We start from the raw sequence: 20,665 nt of genomic DNA, 5'->3' as shown, positions 1-20,665 counted from the left end.
GGAGACCCCATGGCAATGACGCCAACGGCCGCGAAGAGCACACGCGGCATCGACAAGCAGCACTGGCTCTACATCGCGGTGATCGTCGCCGTCGTGGCCGGCATCGCGGTGGGCCTGATCTGGCCCGAGTTCGGCGCCTCGCTGGCCTGGATCGGCAAGGGCTTCGTCGCGCTGATCAAGATGATGATCGCGCCGGTGATCTTCTGCACGATCGTGCTCGGCATCGGCTCGATCGCCAAGGCCGCCACGGTCGGCAAGGTCGGCGGGCTCGCGCTGGCCTACTTCCTGGTGATGTCGACCTTCGCCCTGCTGATCGGCCTGGTGGTCGGCAACATCCTGCACCCGGGCGAGGGCCTGCAGCTCGGCAACACGGGATACGAGGTCGAGGGCGAGGCGCAGTCGACGACCGACTTCATCCTGGGCATCATCCCGACCACGCTGGTGTCGCCGCTCGTGGGCGAGTCGGTGCTGCAGGTGCTGTTCGTGTCGCTCCTGGTCGGCTTCGCGCTGCAGCAGCTGGGCTCGCGCGGCGAGCCGGTGCTCGACGCCATCCGGTCGTTCCAGACCGTGGTCTTCCGCGTGCTGACGATGGTGCTGTGGGTGGCCCCGATCGGCGCGTTCGGAGCGATCGCCGGCGTCGTCGGCGCGACCGGATGGGGCGCGGTCGTCTCGCTCGCGACCCTGATGGTCGGCTTCTACGTGACGTGCATCCTGTTCATCGGCGTCGTGCTGGCGGCGGTGCTGTGGTTCGCGGCGCGGATCAACATCTTCTCGCTCATGAAGTACCTCGGCCGCGAGTACCTGCTGATCGTGAGCACCTCGTCGAGCGAGTCGGCGCTGCCGCGCCTGATCGCCAAGATGGAGCACGTCGGCGTCTCGAAGCCCGTGGCCGGCATCACGGTGCCGACCGGCTACTCGTTCAACCTCGACGGCACGGCGATCTACCTGACCATGGCGTCGCTGTTCATCGCGACCGCGATGGGCACGCCGCTCACGGTGCCCGAGCAGATCGGCCTGCTGGTCTTCATGATCATCGCGTCGAAGGGCGCCGCGGGCGTGACCGGCGCGGGCCTGGCGACGCTGGCAGGCGGCCTGCAGACCTACCGCCCCGACCTGGTCGACGGCGTCGGCATGATCACGGGCATCGACCGCTTCATGTCGGAGGCCCGCGCGCTGACCAACTTCACCGGCAACGCCGTGGCCGCCGTGGTGATCGGCGCATGGACCAAGGAGTTCGACCGCGACCGCGCGCTCGAGGTGCTGCGCGGCGACCTGCCGTTCGACGAGCGCACCATGGTCGGCGACGGCCACGGCGAGGTGCCCGAGGGCCGGATCGAGGACTCGCTGCTGGAGCTGCCGGAGGACGGCCAGGGCCCGTCGCCCATCTCGGCGCCCATCCCCACGGGGGCGCGGCGCTGACCCGACCCGAGCGGGCGATGGCGGCGGTCCGGGGGGACCGCCGCCATCGGCATGTATGAGGAGGTCGACCGTCGTGCGAGCGCAGCGAGCGTGGAGCGAAGCGAGTCGAAACGGCGCCGCGGCTCCCGACCGGTCGGGAAGCTCGGCCGCGTTTCGACTCCTCGCTGGCGCTCGTCGCTCAACGAGCACGGCGGGGGCCTCAGAGCGCCCGATACACCCCGTCGCGCAGGACCGGGACCGCGTCGAGGTCGTCGACCTTGGCTGCGGCGCGGACCTGCTCGTGCCGCGGGTCGCCCTCGAGCTCGCGGCCGGAGCCGCTCGCCGTGAGCAGGTGCTTGACGGCGCGGCGCAGCGCGGCGAACGACTCCGCGGCGGCCACGGCCTCGGGCGACGAATGGTCGATCCCGAGCGGGGTGAGCGCGTCGATCACGGCGCCCGCGCCGAGGTGGTCCTCGACCGCGAAGCGCAGGTCGCCCTCGGGCGTGCGCTCGCCGGCGGCGATGACCGCGATGCTGGTGCGGGCGCTGCGGCGCTCCTGCTCGGCCTTGATCGCGCGCGCGACGGCCGAGGCGTTGCGCAGCGCGGCCGCCAGGACGAGCGGGCGCTCGCCGTCCTCGCGCGGCGGCAGCTCGGCCAGCTCCCGCGAGATCGCGCCGCCGTTGGGGCACCGCGACTCGGCGACGACGACCTCGCCGCCCTCGGCGACGGTCGCGGCCGCGTTGGAGGCGAACCGGATGACGTCCACGACGACGTACACGTCGGCGGGCGCGAGGCGACGGAGCCCCTCGAGGCCCCAGTCGAGGCGGACCTGGTAGCTGGACTGATCGAACGGCGAGCTCACGGATCCCAGCGTAGGGCGCATCCGAAGCCGGCCGATCCCGTGTGTCGCGGGGCGTCATCCGCACCCGTGTCTCACTTCGGCGCGGAATCGGGGCCGGATTCCGCGTTGAAGTGAGACATGGATTCGGGGATGACCCGACGCGGGGGCGGATGCCAGAGTGGCGGCATGCGGATCCTGCAGAAGCTGGTGCTCGACATCGATGCGGATGCGGCGTGGCGCGCGCTGCACTCGCCGGCCGCGCTCGCCGAGCTCTACGGCCCCCTGCTGCGGGTGGAGGCGATGGCGGCCGACGGCCTGCCGGTCCGGTGGGAGCACGGCTCGGACGCCCCGGTGCGCTACTCGACCGCGGGCCTCGGGCTCGGCGCGCACCTGATCTCGATGCGCGACCGGACGAAGACCGACGCGAACGGCCCCGTGCGGATCCTGCGCGACGCCGGCATCCCACTGACGGGCCCGCTCGCCGGCCTCGACGCGTGGGACCACCAGATGGCCGTCGCGCCGCTGCCCGGCGACCCGTCGCGCACGCTGTGGCGCGAGCGCCTCGTGATCCGCGGGGCGGTCGCGCCGCTCCTGTGGCCGGCCCTGTGGGCCGTGTGGCAGTGGCGCGGCGCGCGCCTGAAGCGCCTCGCCCCGACCTGGGCGTACGACGGGGAGCCGGTCGAGCCGGACGCCGCGGATGAGTGAGATCGCCGTCCGGCGGGCGCTGCCGGACGACGCCGAGGGCCTGGCGAGGGTGCACGTCCGCACCTGGCAGATCGCGTACGCGGGGCTCGTGCCGCAGGCGGTGCTGGACTCGCTCGACATCGCGGCCCGCACCACGCGCTGGCGCGCCATCCTGGAGGGCCTCGACCAGCAGGGGCGGACGTGGGTTGCCATCGAGGGCGACGAGGTGATCGGCTTCAGCTCGTCGGGACCGGCGCGGGGCGACGACCCGCCCTGGCCGCTCGAGCTGTGGGCCCTGTACGTGCACCCGAAGCGGCACGGCTCAGGCGCCGGTGCACTGCTGGCCGACGCGGCCCTCGGCGAGCTGCCCGCGTTCCTGTGGGCGCTCGAGGGCAACGCCCGCGCCATCCGGTTCTACGAGAAGATCGGCTTCGCGCTGGACGGCGCCCGCAAGGACGACGAGGTCGGCGGCGTCACGCTGCACGAGCTCCGGATGGTCCGCGGCATCTGAGCGGTCACGCGCCCGTCCGTGCGACACAACGCAGGACCTGGGCGGGGGTGACGGCGTGTCGGGCCGGAGAACAGGCCGAACACGCCCGGGATGCGCGAGAAGTCCTGCGTTGTGTCGGAGACAGTGACGGCCGCGCGCCGGATGCCCGACGCATCCGGCGCGCGGAGCCTCACTCGGCGTGCAGCGCCTCGACCGGGACCACGCGGGTCGCGAGGCGCGTCGGGACGACCGCCGCCACGAGTGTGAGCGCGGCCGCCGCGACGACCACCGCCGCCACGAACAGCCACGGCACGGCGGGCATCACGATCGCGCCGCCCGGCGCGCCCACGACCAGCGACACGGAGCCGAGCACGGACTGCGCGCCCACCCAGCCGTAGAACACCCCGAGCACGAGCCCGAGCGCGACCGACGCGAGCGTGATGTGCGTGGCCTCGAGCAGCACCATCCGTCGGATCTGCGCGTTGGACAGGCCGAGAGCGCGCAGCAGGCCCAGCTCGCGGCGGCGCTGGACGACGCCGATCGTGAGCAGGTTCACCAGACCCACGGCGGCGATCACGGCCGAGACGCCGACCAGCGCCATCATGACCGCGGCGAACTGATCGAGCACCGGGATGCGGCCGAGGTCCAGGCCCTGCGAGTTGGCGGCCAGCACGGCCTGCGCGCTCTCCGCCGCCACGGCGAACATCGTCACGAGGGTCACGCCGACCGTGACGCCGATGCCCATCCGGCTGGTGCGCTCGGGGTACCGCAGCGCGTTGTCGGCCGCGAGCCGGGCGACGGCCGAGTCGCCGAACGCCCGCCCCACGAGCCGCAGCACGGGCGGCATCACGACGGTGGATCCGACCACCAGGCCCGTGAACGACAGCAGGCCTCCGAGGAACGCCGGCAGCACGCCGAGGGGCGTCACGGCCCCCAGCAAGACGCCGCCGACGAGCAGCAGCGTGCCGGCGCCGACCAGCACCGCCGCCGGGACGTTGCGCGCGGGCCGCGAGAACTCGTCGTGCGCGCGCTCGACCGATCCGCCGAGCGCCTGCAGCGGCGTGACCGTGAGCACGCGGCGCGAGCCCACCCACGCGGCGGCCCACGTCGTGAGCGTCACGATCGCGGCCGGCACAAGCAGCCACGCCTGCGCGACCTCGTATCCGGTGTCTCGGATGACCGCGGTCGCCACCGCGACGCCGCCCGCGGCGAGCGCGACGCCGACGGCGAGGCCGAGCGCCGCGCCGATCGCGCCCACGACCAGGCCCTGGCGGGCGACCTCCACGCGCTGCGAGCGCGCGGTCGCGCCGATCAACCGCATCAGGGCGATCCGCCGCGTGCGGCCCGCGACGATCGTCGAGAACGTGTTGGCCGTCACGATCGCGGCCACGTACAGCGCCAGCAGAAGCAGGATCCCGCTGAGGATCGCGATCACGATGAGCAGCGTCTCGGAATCGCCGATGTACGGGTCGGTCGCGAGCAGGACGCCGAGGAATCCGGTCGCGCTGAGGAGCAGCACTCCGAACGCGGTCGACAGCGCCGCGACCAGGATGCTCGCCCCCATGCCCCGCTCGCGCAGGAACGCCAGGCCGGCGGCGCGCGGAGCCGTGGCCGAGGTGTCCGGGACGACGGTGGCGATCGCGGCGCTCATCGCGCCACCGCCGACGCAACCGCCGGCACCGCCGCCGCGACGGGGGCCGCCTCGGCCGACAGCATGTGCGCCGAGATCTGCTCGGCGGTCTGGCGGGGCTTGTCGGCCGCGATGCGGCCGTCCGCGAGGAACAGCACGCGGTCGGCGTGGCTCGCGGCGATCGGGTCGTGCGTGACCATCGCGATGCTCTGCCCGTGCTCGCGGCTCGCGGTCGCCAGCAGCGCGAGCACCTCGCGGCCGGTGCGGGAGTCGAGGTTGCCCGTGGGCTCGTCCGCGAACACCAGGTCGGGCGCCGTGGCGAGGGCGCGGGCGATCGCCACGCGCTGCTGCTGGCCGCCGCTGAGCTCGTGCGGCCGGTGGCCGAGGCGCGGGCCGAGGCCCAGCGACTCGATCAGCCCGTCGATCCGGGCCCGCTCCGCGGGCGAAGGCCGCCGCCCGTCGAGGTCGAACGGAAGCAGGATGTTGCCGCGCACGTCGAGCGTCGGAACGAGGTTGAACGACTGGAACACGAAGCCGACGCGGCGGCGGCGCAGCAGCGTCAGCTCGGTGTCGCGCAGGACCGTGATCTCGGTGTCGCCGATCCAGGCGCGGCCGGCGCTGGGCGCATCCAGGCCCGCCATGATGTGCATCAGGGTCGACTTGCCCGAGCCGCTGGGGCCCATGATCGCGGTGAACTGACCGCGCCGGATGCCGACGCTGACGTCGTCGAGGGCGCGCACCACGCCGTCGCCCGCGCCGTAGGTCTTGCTGAGGTTCTGGACGCGGGCGGCGAGGCCGAGGTCCGTGGTCGTGATCTCCATACCGGCGACGCTACGGAGCGGGACGGGGGCGGCGGATCGGCCGGCGGGGGCATCCGCGTACATCGCGGGGATGATCCTCGGGGCCCCCTCCGTCGACACAACGCAGGAGCGGATCGCGGCGTCCGGTGGGCCGGGCGCGGATTTCCGCGGTCGACACGCCCGGGAAGCGCGACAGGTCCTGCGTTGTGTCCGGATGGCGGGCGCGAGCGGCGACACGCCGGGACACGCCGCGCGGTTTACAACCCACGCGCCGGCAGCTAGTTTTGAACCATTCAAGATTTGAAGGGCGGTGATCCCGTGATGCATGCGCACGCCACCCCGGAGGAGGCCCTCCGCGCGGCCTCCCTGCGCGTCACGGCGCCGCGGCTCGCGACGCTCGAGGCCGTGCAGACGGCGGCGCACGCCGACACCGACACGGTCATCCGGGTCGTGCGCGAGAAGCTCCCCGCCGTGTCGCACCAGGCCGTCTACGACTCGCTGCACGCGCTCACCCGCGCGGGCCTGGTGCGCCGCATCCAGCCGCACGGCATGGTCGCGCGCTACGAGTCCCGCGTGGGCGACAACCACCACCACCTCGTGTGCCGCTCGTGCGGCCTCATCGTCGACGTCGACTGCGCGGTCGGCTCCGCGCCGTGCGCCGTGCCGGCCGACGACCACGGCTTCGCGATCGACGAGGCCGAGTTCATCTTCTGGGGGCTGTGCGCGTCATGCCAGGCCGCGGCCCCGGAGTCCGCAGATCTCCCCTGACCCCCGTTCCCATCCCATCCACCACGAAAGGCGACAATGACCGAGAGCACCGGCTCCTGCCCCTTCGGCTACGACAGCGGATCCTCCGGATCGGCTCCCGCCGGCACCGTCCAGCCCGCGGCCGTCGACAGCGAACCCGCCCTCCCGGGCACCGGCCCCAGCGCGACCGACGTCCCCGGCAAGCGCGTCCACCCGACCATGGGCTCCGCCAACGCCGAGTGGTGGCCCGAGAAGCTGAACCTCAAGATCCTCGCGAAGAACCCCGCCGTGGCGAACCCGCTCGGCGAGGACTTCGACTACGCCGAGGCGTTCAACAGCCTCGACCTGGCGGCCGTGAAGGCCGACCTCGCGACGGTCATGACCGAGTCGAAGGACTGGTGGCCCGCGGACTTCGGCCACTACGGCCCGTTCATGATCCGCATGGCCTGGCACGCGGCGGGCACCTACCGCTCGCACGACGGACGCGGCGGCGCCGGCGCCGGCCAGCAGCGCTTCGCCCCGCTGAACTCGTGGCCCGACAACGGCAACCTCGACAAGGCGCGCCGCCTGCTGTGGCCCGTCAAGAAGAAGTACGGCCAGAAGATCTCGTGGGCCGACCTGTTCATCCTGGCCGGCAACGTCGCGCTCGAGACCATGGGCTTCCCCACCTTCGGCTTCGCCGGCGGACGCCCGGACGTCTGGGAGGCCGACGACGACGTGTACTGGGGCCCCGAGAAGGTCTGGCTGGACGACGAGCGCTACACGGGCGACCGTGAGCTCGAGGCGCCGCTCGCTGCCGTGCAGATGGGCCTCATCTACGTGAACCCGGAGGGCCCGAACGGCAACCCGGACCCGCTGCTGTCGGCCCGCGACATCCGCGAGACGTTCCGCCGCATGGGCATGAACGACGAGGAGACCGTCGCGCTGATCGCCGGCGGCCACACGTTCGGCAAGACGCACGGCGCCCACCCGGACGACAAGCTCGGCCCGGACCCCGAAGCCGCCCCGCTCGAGAACCAGGGCCTCGGCTGGAAGAACGGCTACGGCACCGGCAAGGGCGACGACACGGTCACGTCGGGCCTCGAGGTGACGTGGACCTACCACCCGACGCGCTGGGACAACGAGTTCTTCCACATCCTGTTCGCGTACGAGTGGGAGCTCATGGAGTCGCCCGCCGGCGCCAAGCAGTGGAGGCCGAAGGACGGCGCGGGCGCCGACATGGTGCCGATGGCGCACTCGGACGGCAAGCGCGAGCCGCGCATGCTCACGAGCGACCTGGCCCTGCGCTTCGACCCTGAGTACGAGAAGATCTCGCGCCGCTTCAAGGACGACCAGGCCGCGTTCACCGACGCGTTCGCCCGCGCGTGGTTCAAGCTGACCCACCGCGACATGGGCCCCAAGGCGCGCTACCTCGGCCCCGAGGTGCCCGCCGAGGACCTCATCTGGCAGGACCCGCTGCCCGCGAACGGCGGCTCGACCCTGCCGGCCGACATCGCCAAGGCGAAGCAGCTCATCCTGGAGTCGGGCCTCAGCGTGCAGGAGCTCGTCTCGACCGCGTGGAAGGCGGCTGCGACGTTCCGCAGCTCCGACAAGCGCGGCGGCGCGAACGGCGGCCGCATTCGCCTCGAGCCGCAGGTGAACTGGAAGGTCAACCGCCCCGAGCAGCTGAAGCCCGTGCTGACCGTCCTCGAGGGCGTCGCGGCGGAGTCCGGCCTGTCGTTCGCCGACGTGGTCGTGCTCGCGGGCAACGTGGGAGTCGAGCAGGCCGCGCAGGCCGGCGGCGTCGAGGTCGAGGTGCCCTTCACCCCCGGCCGCGTCGACGCGACGCAGGAGCAGACCGACCCCGAGCAGTTCGCGTGGCTCGAGCCGGTGGCCGACGGCTTCCGCAACTACGACAGCGGCTTCCTGAAGCTGCCGAGCGAGTACCTGCTGCTCGACCGCGCCAACCACCTGGGCGTCTCGGCCCCGCAGATGACCGTGCTGGTCGGCGGCCTGCGCGTGCTCGGCAACAACTGGGACGGTTCGGACCTCGGCGTCTTCACCGACCGCCCGGGCGCGTTGACGAACGACTTCTTCGTCAACCTGCTCGAGCTCGGCATCGAGTGGACCCCGTCGGAGGACGCCCAGACCTTCACGTCGAACACGGGCCTGACCGGCTCGCGCGTCGACCTGGTGTTCGGCGCCAGCTCGGAGCTGCGCGCGCTCGCCGAGGTCTACGCCTCGGACGACGCGAAGGAGAAGTTCGTCCAGGACTTCGTCGCCGCCTGGGTCAAGGTCATGGAGAACGACCGCTTCGACCTCAAGAAGTAACCCTCCTCACACGGAGCCGCTCCCTCATCCGAGGGGGCGGCTTCGTCGTTTTCAGGCGAGCCCGTGCTCGAAGGCGAAGACGACGAGCTGCACGCGGTCGCGGAGGGCGAGCTTGGTGAGGATGCGGCTGATGTGGGTCTTGACCGTGGCCTCGCTGAGGAACTCGCGTGCCGCGATCTCGGCGTTGCTGAGGCCGCGCGCGGCGAGCGCGAAGATCTCCCGCTCGCGCTCGGTCAGGTCGCCGTAGGCCGGAGGCACGGGGCGCGGCGCCTCCGCGAAGTGGGCGAACAGGTCGCGGGTCGCGGCGGCGGCGATCACGCTCGAGCCGGCGTGGACCGTGCGGATCGCCGCGAGCAGGAACTCCGGCTCGGCGTCCTTGAGCAGGAACCCGGATGCGCCCTGCCGGATGGCGCGGGCGGCCGCCTCGTCCAGGTCGAACGTCGTGAGCATCACGACCTTCGCCGGATCCGGGTCCTTCAGCAGCTCCGCGGTCGCGGCGAGGCCGTCCATGACGGGCATCCGGATGTCCATGAGGATCACGTCGGGACGCGACGCGCGGACGACGGCGAGCGCCTCGCGCCCGTCCCCCGCCTCGCCCACGACCTCGAGGTCGGGCTGCGACGCGACCAGCATCCGGATGCCGGCGCGGAACAGCGCCTGGTCGTCCACGAGCACGACGCGGATCATGCCGCTCTCCTCTCCACGGGAAGCACGGCCCGCACGGTGAAGACCCCGGCGTCGGCGCCGGCGTCGAGACGTCCGCCGACCAGCTGCGCGCGCTCGCGCATGCCGATCAGGCCGTGCCCGCCGGGCTCGGACGGGCGCGCATCCGCGCGGACGCCGTTGCGGACCGTCAGCTCGACGCGGTCCGGGAGCCACGCGAGCGCGACGTCGACCGGCCCGCCGTCGCCGTGGCGCAGCGCGTTCGTGAGCGCCTCCTGCAGGATGCGGTACACCGCGAGCTGCGCCGACGCGGGCGGCGTGCCGGGCGGCGCCGGATCGACGTCGACGCGCAGGTCCACGCCGGCCGCGCGCACCTGCGCGTACAGGTCCTCGAGGTCGGCGAGCGTCGGCTGCGGCCCCTCCGCCTCGCCGCCCGACCCGAACTGACCGTGGCGCAGCTGGGTCAGCAGCAGCCGCACGTCCGACAGCGCAGCCCGCGCCGTCTGGCTGATGGTGCCGAGCGCGGCCGTCGCCGCATCCGGATCGGACGCGGCCGCGTACCGCGCGCCGTCGGCCTGCGCGATCACGACCGCGAGCGAGTGCGCCACCACGTCGTGCATGTCGCGGGCGATCCGGCCGCGCTCCTCCTCGGCGGCGGCGCGCTCCTCGGCATGGCGCTGGGCGAGGCGCCCCTCGCGCGCCCGCACGACCGAGCGGTAGAGGGCGCCGAGCGTCCACGACAGCAGCAGCGCGAACAGCGCGGCCACGAACATCAGCACGCCCGCGGTCAGGCGGTCCCACAGCAGGCCCGGCACGTCCGGGGACGTCCACGCGACCCCGTACAGGTAGGCGACGATCGTGAAGGCGCCGACGAACGCCGAGGCGAAGCCGGCCCAGTACACGGCCCTCGTGCCGTAGGCCGCGGTCGCGAACAGCACCACGAAGATCGCCGTGTTCGCGAACGTCGGCTGCAGGCCCGCGAGCATCTGCAGGATCGCGCCGCCCCACGCGACCGCGAGGGCGAGCGGTGGCGACACCCGGCTCAGCATGAGCGCGGCGACCATCGACGCGACCACGAGGAAGAACCACGCGGGCGACATGTCGCCGTACAGCCCGCGCCATGCGAGGGACGCGAGCGCGAAGACCGCGCCGAGCACGGAGTCGATGAGCCACTGCCCGGGCGAGACGTCCCGGATCCAGCCCCGGGGCATCCGGAGCCCCTCGGTCGTCGCGCGCGCATCCATCCGTCTCACCGTACGGTCCCGGGGCGACGGTCACATCCGTCGCGGGATGTATCCGTGTGGCCCCTGACGCCACCCGTAGGCTGATCGGGTGGATGCCCTGCACGATCCGGACCGCCGCGGCTTCGCCTCGGACAACTACGCCGGCGCCCATCCCGAGGTGATCGCGGCGATCGCCGCGGCCAACGGCGGGCACGAGGTCTCGTACGGGGACGACGCCTGGACCGCGCGCCTGCAGGAGCTGTTCTCGGAGCTGCTCGGCGACGGCGTCGAGGCGTTCCCGGTGTTCAACGGCACGGGCGCCAACGTGGTGGCGCTGCAGTCGATGGTCACCCGGTGGGGCGCGGTGATCGCGCCGGCCGTCGCGCACGTCAACACCGACGAGGGCGGGGCGCCGGAGAAGGTGGGCGGCTTCAAGATCGTCCCGGTCGCGACGCCGGACGCCAAGCTCACGCCCGACCTGGTCGAGGCGGTGGCGGGATCCCGCGGGGTGCACCAGGCCGTGCCGCAGGTCGTCTCGATCACGCAGTCGACCGAGCTCGGCACGCTGTACTCGGTCGACGAGATCGCCGCGATCGCGGATCGCGCCCACGCGCTCGGCCTGACCGTGCACATGGACGGCGCCCGGATCGCGAACGCGGCCGCCGCGCTCGACATGCCGCTGCGGGCATTCACGCGCGACGTGGGCGTCGACGTGCTGAGCTTCGGCGGCACCAAGAACGGCGCGATCGGCGCCGAGGCGGTCGTCGTCCTGGACCCGCATGCCGTGGACGGCATCCCGTACCTGCGCAAGAGCGCCATGCAGCTCGCGTCCAAGATGCGGTTCGTGTCGGCGCAGCTCGTCGCGCTGCTCGAGGACGACCTGTGGCTGCGCAGCGGCGCGCACGCCAACGCGATGGCGGCCCGCCTGCGCGCGGGTGTCGAGGCCGGACTGGCCGCGGGCTCCATCCGGGGCGTCGCATTCACGCAGCCGACGCAGGCCAACGGCGTCTTCGCGACGCTGCCGCCCGGCGTCGCCGACCGGCTGCGCGAGCGCTTCCGCTTCTACGACTGGGACGAGGCCACGGGCGAGGTCCGCTGGCTCACGAGCTGGGACACGACCGAGGCCGACGTCGACGCGTTCGTCGCCGCGATCGCGGCCGAGACCACGCGCGGCTGATCAGCGCAGCGCGCCGACGCTGGCCAGCGCGGTGCGGACGAGCGTCGAGCGGCCGCCCTCCATCTCGGCCGCGAGCGAGTCGGAGCACGCCTCCTCCGGCGACATCCAGGTCACCTCGAGCGCGTCCTGGCGCGGCTCGCACGTGCCCGTGACCGGCACGACGAACGCGAGCGACACCGCGTGCTGGCGGTCGTCGTGGTACGCGCTCACGCCGGGGATCGGGAAGTACTCGGCGACCGTGAACGGCACGGGCGACGGCGGCAGCAGGGGGAACGCCATGGGCCCGAGATCGTTCTCGAGGTGGCGGAACAGCGCGTCGCGCACGGTCTCGCCGTAGCGCACGCGGCCCGACACGATCGTGCGCGTGATCTCGCCCATCGGGGTCGCGCGCAGCAGGATGCCGACCTGGGTCACGGCGCCCGTGCCGTCGGTACGGACCGGCACCGCCTCGACGTAGAGCATCGGCAGCCGGCGCCGGATCTCGGCCAGCTCGATGTCGGTCAGCCACGCCGGGTTGGACGACCCGCCGGGCACGCCGCCGAAGCCCGCCGCGCCCACGGCGGCGAAGTCGTCGTCGTCCGAGCTCTCGTTCGGGTCGGGGTCGGGGGTGCGAACGGCCATGTCTCCTGTATACCCGCACCCACCGGCACCGGACGACGGATGTCCCCGGATCGGGGCAGGTTTCGGCTCGCTCGCTTCGCTCCCTCGCTCAACCTTGCCCCGACGCGCATCAACGCGCTGCGCGCATTGATCCGCGCCGCGGCAAGATGGACCCGTGCCTGAGATCCCCGTCCTCGACGAATCCGCTGTGCTCTGGTCGGGCGAGCCCGCCGGAAGGCCGCTGCTCGTGCTGCTGCACGGCTACGGCGCCGACGAGCGCGACCTGTTCGCACTCGCGCCGCACCTGCCCGAGGCGTTCGCGGTCGCCGCGGTCCGCGCGCCGCTCGAGCCGCCGTTCCCCACGCCGGGTCGCTCCTGGTACCCGATCGAGGGGCTCGAGAGCCGCGATGCCGCACATGTGACGCGTGCCGCCGAGCGGCTGATCGAGTGGCTCGACGCGGTTGCGGGCGAGGCGTCGAGCGTCGCTCTGCTGGGCTTCTCGCAGGGTGGCGCGGTCGCGCTGCAGGCGCTGCGCCTGGACCCCGAGCGGTTCTCGTTCGTCGTGAACCTGTCGGGCTACGCCACTCCCGGGGATCTGCCGCGCGACGCCGAGCTGGCCGAGCTGCGGCCGCCGGTGTTCTGGGGCCGCGGGGCGCTCGACGACGTCATCCCCGAGTGGCTCGTAGCGCACACGACCGACTGGCTGCCCGGGCACAGCGAGCTCGTGGGGCGGATCTATCCGATGCTGCGCCACGCGGTCTCGGAGCAGGAGCTGGCGGACATCCTGATGTTCCTCGACAAGCAGCTGGAGCGCGCGGAGGACGGCGCGCGGTAGTCAGGACGCGCAGGCGACGCACCGGGTGGCCGTGGGGCGGACCTCGAGCCGTCCGGGTGGGATGGGCCGGCCGCAGCCCTCGCACACGCCGTACGTGCCCTGCGCCAGTCGCGCGTCGGCCGCGCGCAGCGCCTCGAGCTCCCGGAGGGCCGCGGCGCGGAGCCCGGTGAGCCGCGACCACTCGTCGGCCAGCGTGGCGCCCTCGGGATCGTGCTCGTCGTCCGCGGTCGAATCGCTGCGCGCGGCACCGAGGCCCTCGAGCGCCGCGTCGTGCGCGCGCAGGGCGGCCTCCGCGCGGGCGCGCTCGTCGGCGAGGATGCGGGCGAGCGCGTCGCGCGTGGCGGAGTCCATGGATCCATGGTGGGGGATCGGACGGGTGGGCAGGCTTCAGAACGTTTCGACTCGCTTCGCTCGCTCAACGAGCACGGGGCGGGCGGCATGTGTCGTCAAGGGGTGGCCGGGATGTCGGCGGCGCGCGGGAGGATAGAGCGATGGACGTGCTGGATCGGTTCGCGCCCGCGACGCGGGAGTGGTTCCGCGGCGCCTTCCGGGCGCCGACCAGCGCCCAGGAGGGCGCGTGGGGCGCGATCTCGCAGGGCCGGCACGCGCTCGTCGTGGCGCCGACCGGATCGGGCAAGACGCTGTCGGCGTTCCTGTGGGCCATCGACCGGATCTTCCGCGAGAAGGAGCCGGGCTCGGAGCGCACGCGCATCCTTTACGTCTCGCCGCTGAAGGCCCTCGGCGTCGACGTCGAGCGGAACCTGCGGTCGCCGCTCGTCGGGATCTCGCAGGCCGCACGCCGCCTGGGCGTGGACGCTCCGGATGTCTCGGTCGGCGTGCGCTCGGGCGACACCCCGTCGTCCGACCGCCAGCGCCTGGTGCGCCACCCGCCGGACATCCTGATCACGACCCCCGAGTCGCTGTACCTGATGCTCACGAGCCAGGCGCGCGAGACGCTGCGCGAGGTGCACACCGTGATCGTCGACGAGGTGCACGCGGTCGCGGCGAGCAAGCGCGGCGCCCACCTCGCGGTGAGCCTCGAGCGGCTCGACGACCTGCTCGAGAAGCCCGCGCAGCGCATCGGGCTCTCGGCCACGGTCCGCCCGATCGACGAGGTCGCGCGGTTCCTGGGCGGCACCGCGCCCGTCGACATCGTGGCGCCCCGCGCGTCGAAGACGTTCGAGCTGAGCGTCACCGTGCCGATCCCCGACATGCAGAACCCGCCGCCCGCGGCGGGCGCGACCCCGGCGGCCGAGACGGGCGACGACGGCGAGTGGTTTCAACCCGAGCAGACGGAGATGACCGGATCGATCTGGTCTCACGTGGAGGAGGCGATCGTCGACCGGATCCTGGCGCACCGGTCCACGATCGTGTTCGCCAACTCCCGGCGCCTGGCCGAGCGGCTCACGGCGCGGCTGAACGAGATCTACAGCGAGCGGCTGGGGCTCGCCCTCCCGGAGCCGGCGGTCCCCGCGGCCATGGGGGCCCCTGCTGCCGAGGCTCCAGGCGGCGCGCATGCGCCGTCTGGAGAAGCAGCCAGGGAGGCGCAGGCCGGTTCGACGGCCGGAGCCGCGCCCGTGCTCGCGAAGGCCCACCACGGGTCGGTGTCCAAGGAGCAGCGGGCGATCGTCGAGGAGGAGCTCAAGTCGGGCGCCCTGCGCTGCGTGGTCGCCACCAGCAGCCTCGAGCTCGGCATCGACATGGGCGCGGTCGACCTGGTGATCCAGGTCGAGGCGCCGCCGAGCGCCGCCAGCGGCCTGCAGCGGGTCGGCCGCGCCGGTCACCAGGTGGGCGAGATCTCGAAGGCCGCGCTGTTCCCCAAGCACCGCAGCGACGTGCTGCACACGGCGATCGTGACCGAGCGGATGCTCGCCGGGCAGATCGAGTCGATCGCGGTGCCGCAGAACCCGCTCGACATCCTGGCGCAGCAGACCGTGGCCGCCACGGCGCTCGGCGCGGTCGAGGTGGAGCACTGGTTCGAAACCGTGCGCCGCAGCGCGCCGTTCCGCTCGCTCCCCCGCAGCGCGTTCGAGGCCACGCTCGACCTGCTCGCGGGACGTTACCCGTCCGACGAGTTCGCCGAGCTGCGGCCGCGCCTGGTGTGGGATCGCGACGCCGGCACGATCGCCGGCCGTCCGGGCGCGCAGCGGCTCGCCGTGACGAGCGGCGGCACCATCCCCGACCGGGGCCTGTTCGGCGTGTTCATCGCGGGCGAGACGCGGAACGCGCGCGTGGGCGAGCTGGACGAGGAGATGGTCTACGAGTCGCGCGTGAACGACGTGTTCACGCTGGGGACCACGAGCTGGAAGATCGTCGAGATCACGCACGACCGCGTCAACGTCGTGCCGGCGTTCGGGCAGCCGGGCAAGGTGCCGTTCTGGCACGGCGACGGGCTCGGACGTCCCGCCGAGCTGGGCGAGGCCCTCGGCCGGTTCGCGCGCGAGCTCACGTCGGCCGCCCCCGAGAAGGCCGAGCAGCGCCTGCGCGAGGCCGGGCTCGACGACAACGCCCGCGGCAACCTGCTCGGCTACCTCGCCGAGCAGCGCGAGACCACCGGCACGCTGCCCACCGACCGCACGCTGACCGTCGAGCGCGGCCGCGACGAGGTGGGCGACTGGCGGATCATCCTGCATTCCCCGTACGGCATGCACGTGCACGCGCCCTGGGCCCTGGCGGTCAACGCGCGCATCCGGGAGCGCCTGGGCGTCGAGGGGTCGGCGGTCGCGAGCGACGACGGCATCATCGCGCGCATCCCCGACGCCGAATCGGAGCCTCCGGGCGCCGAGCTGTTCGTGTTCGATCCGGATGAGCTCGAGCGCATCGTGACCGACGAGGTCGGCGGGTCGGCGCTGTTCGCCTCGCGCTTCCGCGAGTGCGCCGCACGCGCGCTGCTGATGCCGCGCCAGAACCCCGGCAAGCGCAGCCCGCTGTGGCAGCAGCGCCAGCGGTCGGCGCAACTGCTCGAGGTCGCCCGGCGGCATCCGACGTTCCCGATCATCCTCGAGACCCTGCGCGAGGTGCTCCAGGACGTCTACGACCTCCCCGCGCTGCTGCGGATCGCGCGGAGCATCGGCGAGCGCCGCATCCGGCTGATCGAGACCGAGCCCGCGCAGCCCTCGCCCTACGCGCGCGACCTGCTGTTCGGATATGTCGGCGCGTTCATGTACGAGGGCGACTCGCCGCTGGCCGAACGCCGCGCGGCCGCCCTCTCGGTGGATCCGGCGCTGCTGAGCGAGCTGCTGGGCAAGGTCGAGATGCGCGAGCTGCTCGACCCCGAGGTGATCGCGCAGTTCGAGGCCGAGGCCCAGCGCCTCGCGCCCGACCGGCGCGCGCGCGGCGTGGAGGGCGTGGCCGATCTGCTCCGCGTGCTCGGCCCGCTGTCGGCAGAGGAGGTGGCCGAGCGGCTCGAGCCCGGCCCCGAGGCCGCCGGCGCGCAGGCGCACCTCGACGCACTGGTGGACGCGCGCCGCGCCATCCGGGTGTCGATCGCGGGCGCCGACCGGTACGCCGCGATCGAGGACGCGGGGCGCCTGCGGGACGCGCTCGGCGTCGCGCTGCCCGTGGGCGTGCCCGTGGCGTTCCTCGAGCCGCTGCCCGATCCTCTCGGCGACGTGGTCTCCCGGTACGCCCGCACGCACGGCCCCTTCACGACCGCCGCCGTGGCCGAGCGGCTCGGCATCGGCCCCGCCGTCGCGCGCCACGCGCTGCAGCGGCTCGAGGGTCAGGGCCGGCTGGTCAGCGGCTTCTACCTGGCCGACGCGGGGGTGAGCGACGAGCCGGAGTGGTGCGACGCCGAGGCTCTGCGCCGCATCCGGATGCGCTCGCTCGCGGCCCTGCGCGGCAGCGTCGAACCCGTCTCCCCCGACGCATACGCGCGGTTCCTGCCCGACTGGCAGCACGTCACCCGGCCGCTCGAGGGCGTCGACGGCGTGCTCGCGGTGGTCGACCAGCTCGCGGGCGTGCCGATCCCCGCGAGCGCGTGGGAGTCGCTCATCCTGCCGTCGCGCGTCGGCGACTACGCACCCGCCATGCTCGACGAGCTCACGTCGACCGGAGAGGTGGTGTGGTCGGGGCACGGCTCGCTGCCCGGGCGCGACGGCTGGGTCGCCCTCCACCCCTCGGACGCGGCGCCGCTGACCATCCCCGAGCCGGAGGTCGAGATCGCCCCCGACTCGCTCGAGGCGCGGATCCTCGCGGCGCTCGCCGGCGGCGGCGCGTACTTCTCGTCGCAGCTGCGCGAGCTGGCCCAGGCCGAGAACGAGGCGTCGACCGTCGAGGCGCTGTGGAACCTGGTGTGGGCCGGCCGCGTCACGAACGACACGTTCGCCCCCGTCCGGTCGCTGCTCGGCGCCGGGTCGCAGGCCCACCGGTCCGCCCGGCGCGCGCCCCGGGCGCGGATGTACCGGGGCGCCTCGCTCGCGCGACCGAGCTTCGCGGCGAACGCACCGCGCCCGCAGGCGTCGGGCGGGCGCTGGTCGCTGCTGCCCGCGGCGGAGCCGGACGCCGCGGTCCGGCACACGGCGACCGCGTCGCTGCTGCTCGACCGCTACGGCGTGGTCACGCGCGGTGCGGTGCAGAACGAGGGCGTGCCCGGCGGCTTCGCGCAGGCCTATCGCGTGCTGGCGGGCCTCGAGCAGGCGGGCCACTGCCGCCGCGGGTACCTGATCGAGAAGCTCGGCGCGGCGCAGTTCGCGACGTCGCCGACGATCGACCGACTGCGCCGTTTCTCGGGCCTGCCGGATCCTGCGCCGCTGCGGGCCGTGACGCTCGCCGCGACCGACCCCGCGAACCCCTACGGCGCGGCGCTGCCCTGGCCCGCCCTCGACGCCGTGCGGCACCGCCCCGGCCGCAAGGCCGGCGGGGTGGTCGTGCTGGTCGACGGCGCCCTCGCGCTGTACCTCGAGCGCGGCGGGCGCACGGCGCTCGCGTTCACGGACGACGAGCAGGTGCTCGGGGCCGCCGCCGCCGACCTCGCCGGCACCGCGCGGGCCCGCCGCCTGGAGACGCTCACGGTCGAGCAGGTCAACGGCGAGTTCGTCTACGGCACGGCTGTCGGGCGCGCGCTGCGCGAGGCGGGATTCGTCGAGTCGCCCAAGGGGCTCACGCTGCGCAAGGCCGTCGCGGGGGCGGCACGTGCCTGAGGGCGACACCGTCCACCGCACCGCCCGGCGCCTCACCGCGGCGCTCGCGGGGCAGGTGGTGACGCGGTTCGAGATCCGCGTGCCGGGCAGCGCGACCGCCGACCTGCGCGGCGAGGTCGTCCACGAGGTCGCGGCGCGCGGCAAGCACCTGCTGCACCGGATCGGCGACCGCACCCTGCACTCCCACCTGAAGATGGAGGGCGAGTGGCATGCGTACCGCACCGGCGAGCGCTGGCGGAAGCCGGCGTTCAAGGCCCGCGCGATCGTCGGCGCCCGCGGGTGGGAGACCGTCGGGTTCGACCTCGCGATGGTCGAGGTGCTGCCCACGCGCGACGAGTCGCGGGTCGTGGGCCACCTGGGCCCCGATCCCCTGGGCGCCGACTGGGATCTCGCCGAGGCGAGCCGGCGCGTGGCGGCCGACACCCGGGCCATCCACGTCGCGTTGCAGGATCAGCGGAACGTCGCGGGCTTCGGCAACGAGTACGCGAGCGAGCTGCTGTTCCTGCGCGGAGTGCATCCGGAGCGTCCGGCGGCCGACGCCGACGTGCCCGCGCTGCTGGAGCTCGGTGTGCGGACGATCCGCCGCAACGTCGAGCTGCCGGTGCGCGTCTTCACGGGCGACAGCCGCCGGGGCTTCGAGCGCTGGGTGTACGGGCGCGAGAACCGGCCGTGCCGCCGCTGCGGCACGCCGATCCTGCGCGGCGCGCTGGGCGCCGACCCGACGCGCGAGCGCGTGGTCTACTGGTGCCCGCGCTGCCAGCCCGCGGGGTGAGGCTCAGCGGCCGATGTAGCGGCCCTCGCGGTGGTTCATGGCGAGCACCAGGCTCATCACCACGGCGCCAGCCGCGCTCAGCAGCACGATGTACCAGGGCAGCACGAGCAGGGCGCACACGATCACGACGACGTCCAGCGTCATCTGGGTCCAGCCCGCCCGGAAACCGGTCCGCTCCTGCAGCAGCAGGGCGATGATGTTGACCCCGCCGACGCTCGCGCCGTGCCGGAACAGGATGAGCAGCCCCACGCCGGCGAGGAGGTTGCCCGCGAAGACGCCGTAGACCGGGTTCAGGTCGTGCACGGGCAGCAGCACGCCGTCGAGCACGGAGAGGCCAGCGACGCCGCCGATGCAGACGGCGGTGAGGATCGTGAACCGCGCGCCCTTCTTCCAGAACGCGAGGACGGCGAACGGCAGGTTCACCAGGATGAAGATGAGCCAGAACGGCCAGTCCGTCGCCTGGTCGAGCAGCAGCGCGAGCCCGGCCGTGCCGCCCGTCACGGCGCCGCTGGCCTTGAGCAGGTAGAGCCCGAGCGCGGCGACGAACGTGCCGACCACTATGCCCTGCACGTCGTCCGCCACCGTGTGCCGGGCCTGCTCCCAGTCGAAGACCGGGGTGCGGTCGGCCGCATCGTTCGCCATGCCTCAACGATACGAGAACGCGACCCCTCATCCGGCGTGCAGATTGCTCAAATCCGGGGCGCTCCGGTGGACGGAAACGGGGCGCATCGAACCGTTTCATCCGACACGCCCGGACAGCGGGAATCCCGCCCCGATCCGGGAATAAGCCGTCACCGCACTCCGTTGATCCCGATGTCCGGCCTCGACCGGGGCCGAGGGAAGGCATCGTGGGCAAGAACTACGTCGACATCGAGAACGAGCACGGCGAGACTCTGCGTTACCGGAAGCACGTCAACGGACGCGGCCTGGTGGCGCACGGCGCGAAGGTGCATCCTGACGCGCGCGTGGAAGCCGGGGCCTACATCGAGCCGGGCGCGCAGGTCGCCGCCGGCGCCACGGTCGCTCGCGGCGCGTGGGTCGAGTCGGACGCGCTGATCGGACCCGACGCCTACATCGACGCCAACGCGCACGTGGGCCCGAAGGCGACCATCGGCGCGCGGGCGCACATCGGCGTGCGGACGCGCGTCGGTGCCGGTGCGCGCGTCGCCAAGAACGCCAAGATCGGCGACGACGAGTCCATCCCGGCGGGCGGCCACGCCGCGACCGATCGCCGCGGCAGCCTGCACCTGGCCGCCTAGCTGTACTGCCCAGCCAGGTTGTTTGAGATCCGGCTGATGGGCGGGAGCTTCCCGATCGCGGTGTGGGGCCTGTGGTGATTGTAGAAGTGCAGCCA

General features: G+C 73.4%; 18 protein-coding genes and 1 pseudogene. 10 read left to right on the top strand and 9 right to left on the bottom strand.

Annotated elements, in window-relative coordinates; translation table 11 throughout:
• The first annotated feature begins 9 nt into the window (after positions 1-9).
• Complete coding sequence (locus ASD19_RS10075; protein ID WP_082543135.1) at positions 10-1,419, top strand: cation:dicarboxylate symporter family transporter; 1,410 nt, start codon at positions 10-12, stop codon at positions 1,417-1,419.
• 199 nt (positions 1,420-1,618) lie between these two features.
• On the opposite strand, the gene ASD19_RS10070 is transcribed toward ASD19_RS10075, so the two are convergent.
• Complete coding sequence (locus ASD19_RS10070; RefSeq protein ID WP_235563022.1) at positions 1,619-2,260, bottom strand: 2-phosphosulfolactate phosphatase; 642 nt, start codon at positions 2,258-2,260, stop codon at positions 1,619-1,621.
• A gap of 165 nt (positions 2,261-2,425) precedes the next feature.
• Between ASD19_RS10070 and ASD19_RS10065 the strand changes: the two genes are divergently transcribed.
• On the top strand, positions 2,426-2,944 hold the full coding sequence (locus ASD19_RS10065) for a hypothetical protein (protein WP_055992063.1): 519 nt from the start codon (positions 2,426-2,428) through the stop codon (positions 2,942-2,944).
• The gene (locus ASD19_RS10060; RefSeq protein ID WP_055992060.1) at positions 2,937-3,434 is read left to right on the top strand and encodes a GNAT family N-acetyltransferase; all 498 of its coding nucleotides are present in this window, start codon (positions 2,937-2,939) and stop codon (positions 3,432-3,434) included. The genes ASD19_RS10065 and ASD19_RS10060 overlap by 8 nt, the downstream gene beginning before the upstream one ends.
• Positions 3,435-3,603: 169 nt before the next feature.
• On the opposite strand, the gene ASD19_RS10055 is transcribed toward ASD19_RS10060, so the two are convergent.
• Entirely contained in the window at positions 3,604-5,064 is a 1,461-nt protein-coding gene (locus ASD19_RS10055) for an ABC transporter permease (RefSeq protein WP_055992058.1), read from the bottom strand.
• A complete protein-coding gene (locus tag ASD19_RS10050) occupies positions 5,061-5,864 on the bottom strand; it encodes an ABC transporter ATP-binding protein (protein WP_055992493.1) in 804 nt (267 codons plus the stop codon). Before ASD19_RS10050 ends, ASD19_RS10055 begins: the two co-directional genes overlap by 4 nt.
• A gap of 300 nt (positions 5,865-6,164) precedes the next feature.
• Here ASD19_RS10050 and ASD19_RS10045 point away from each other — a divergent pair, with 300 nt between their 5' ends.
• Complete coding sequence (locus tag ASD19_RS10045; RefSeq protein WP_055992490.1) at positions 6,165-6,611, top strand: Fur family transcriptional regulator; 447 nt, start codon at positions 6,165-6,167, stop codon at positions 6,609-6,611.
• A gap of 36 nt (positions 6,612-6,647) precedes the next feature.
• Positions 6,648-8,900 carry a catalase/peroxidase HPI gene (gene katG / locus ASD19_RS10040; protein WP_055992056.1) on the top strand — a complete coding sequence of 751 codons (2,253 nt, stop codon included), beginning with the start codon at positions 6,648-6,650 and terminating at the stop codon, positions 8,898-8,900.
• 51 nt (positions 8,901-8,951) lie between these two features.
• On the opposite strand, the gene ASD19_RS10035 is transcribed toward katG, so the two are convergent.
• The gene (locus tag ASD19_RS10035; RefSeq protein WP_055992053.1) at positions 8,952-9,587 is read right to left on the bottom strand and encodes a response regulator; all 636 of its coding nucleotides are present in this window, start codon (positions 9,585-9,587) and stop codon (positions 8,952-8,954) included.
• Entirely contained in the window at positions 9,584-10,807 is a 1,224-nt protein-coding gene (locus ASD19_RS10030; RefSeq protein ID WP_235563021.1) for a sensor histidine kinase, read from the bottom strand. The genes ASD19_RS10035 and ASD19_RS10030 overlap by 4 nt, the downstream gene beginning before the upstream one ends.
• 88 nt (positions 10,808-10,895) lie before the next feature.
• Here ASD19_RS10030 and ASD19_RS10025 point away from each other — a divergent pair, with 88 nt between their 5' ends.
• Positions 10,896-11,963 carry a threonine aldolase family protein gene (locus ASD19_RS10025; protein WP_055992050.1) on the top strand — a complete coding sequence of 356 codons (1,068 nt, stop codon included), beginning with the start codon at positions 10,896-10,898 and terminating at the stop codon, positions 11,961-11,963.
• Here ASD19_RS10025 and ASD19_RS10020 read toward each other — a convergent pair whose 3' ends face one another.
• Positions 11,964-12,584 (bottom strand): NUDIX hydrolase family protein, encoded by a 621-nt coding sequence (locus ASD19_RS10020; RefSeq protein ID WP_055992047.1) that lies wholly within the window; start codon positions 12,582-12,584, stop codon positions 11,964-11,966. It lies immediately after the preceding gene.
• 154 nt (positions 12,585-12,738) lie between these two features.
• Here ASD19_RS10020 and ASD19_RS10015 point away from each other — a divergent pair, with 154 nt between their 5' ends.
• Positions 12,739-13,398, top strand: coding sequence for an alpha/beta hydrolase (locus ASD19_RS10015; RefSeq protein ID WP_082543134.1), 660 nt, complete (start codon positions 12,739-12,741; stop codon positions 13,396-13,398).
• Here ASD19_RS10015 and ASD19_RS10010 read toward each other — a convergent pair whose 3' ends face one another.
• Positions 13,399-13,749 (bottom strand): TraR/DksA family transcriptional regulator, encoded by a 351-nt coding sequence (locus ASD19_RS10010; RefSeq protein WP_055992044.1) that lies wholly within the window; start codon positions 13,747-13,749, stop codon positions 13,399-13,401. It lies immediately after the preceding gene.
• Positions 13,750-13,889: 140 nt separating this feature from the next.
• Between ASD19_RS10010 and ASD19_RS10005 the strand changes: the two genes are divergently transcribed.
• Complete coding sequence (locus ASD19_RS10005; protein WP_055992040.1) at positions 13,890-18,539, top strand: ATP-dependent helicase; 4,650 nt, start codon at positions 13,890-13,892, stop codon at positions 18,537-18,539.
• Positions 18,532-19,311, top strand: coding sequence for a DNA-formamidopyrimidine glycosylase family protein (locus tag ASD19_RS10000; RefSeq protein ID WP_055992037.1), 780 nt, complete (start codon positions 18,532-18,534; stop codon positions 19,309-19,311). The genes ASD19_RS10005 and ASD19_RS10000 overlap by 8 nt, the downstream gene beginning before the upstream one ends.
• 3 nt (positions 19,312-19,314) lie before the next feature.
• Here the strand turns inward: ASD19_RS10000 and ASD19_RS09995 are convergent, their stop codons facing one another.
• On the bottom strand, positions 19,315-19,953 hold the full coding sequence (locus ASD19_RS09995; protein ID WP_055992034.1) for a YitT family protein: 639 nt from the start codon (positions 19,951-19,953) through the stop codon (positions 19,315-19,317).
• 206 nt (positions 19,954-20,159) lie between these two features.
• Between ASD19_RS09995 and ASD19_RS09990 the strand changes: the two genes are divergently transcribed.
• The gene (locus ASD19_RS09990; RefSeq protein WP_055992031.1) at positions 20,160-20,570 is read left to right on the top strand and encodes a transferase; all 411 of its coding nucleotides are present in this window, start codon (positions 20,160-20,162) and stop codon (positions 20,568-20,570) included.
• Here ASD19_RS09990 and ASD19_RS14415 read toward each other — a convergent pair.
• Positions 20,567-20,665 (bottom strand): annotated as a pseudogene (locus ASD19_RS14415) (IS481 family transposase); the annotation flags it as partial. The gene ASD19_RS09990 and the pseudogene ASD19_RS14415 overlap by 4 nt on opposite strands.

It is taken from the genome of Microbacterium sp. Root53 (assembly GCF_001426925.1).
GTDB lineage: Bacteria > Actinomycetota > Actinomycetes > Actinomycetales > Microbacteriaceae > Microbacterium.
This window is presented reverse-complemented; position numbering and strand designations above follow the sequence as displayed.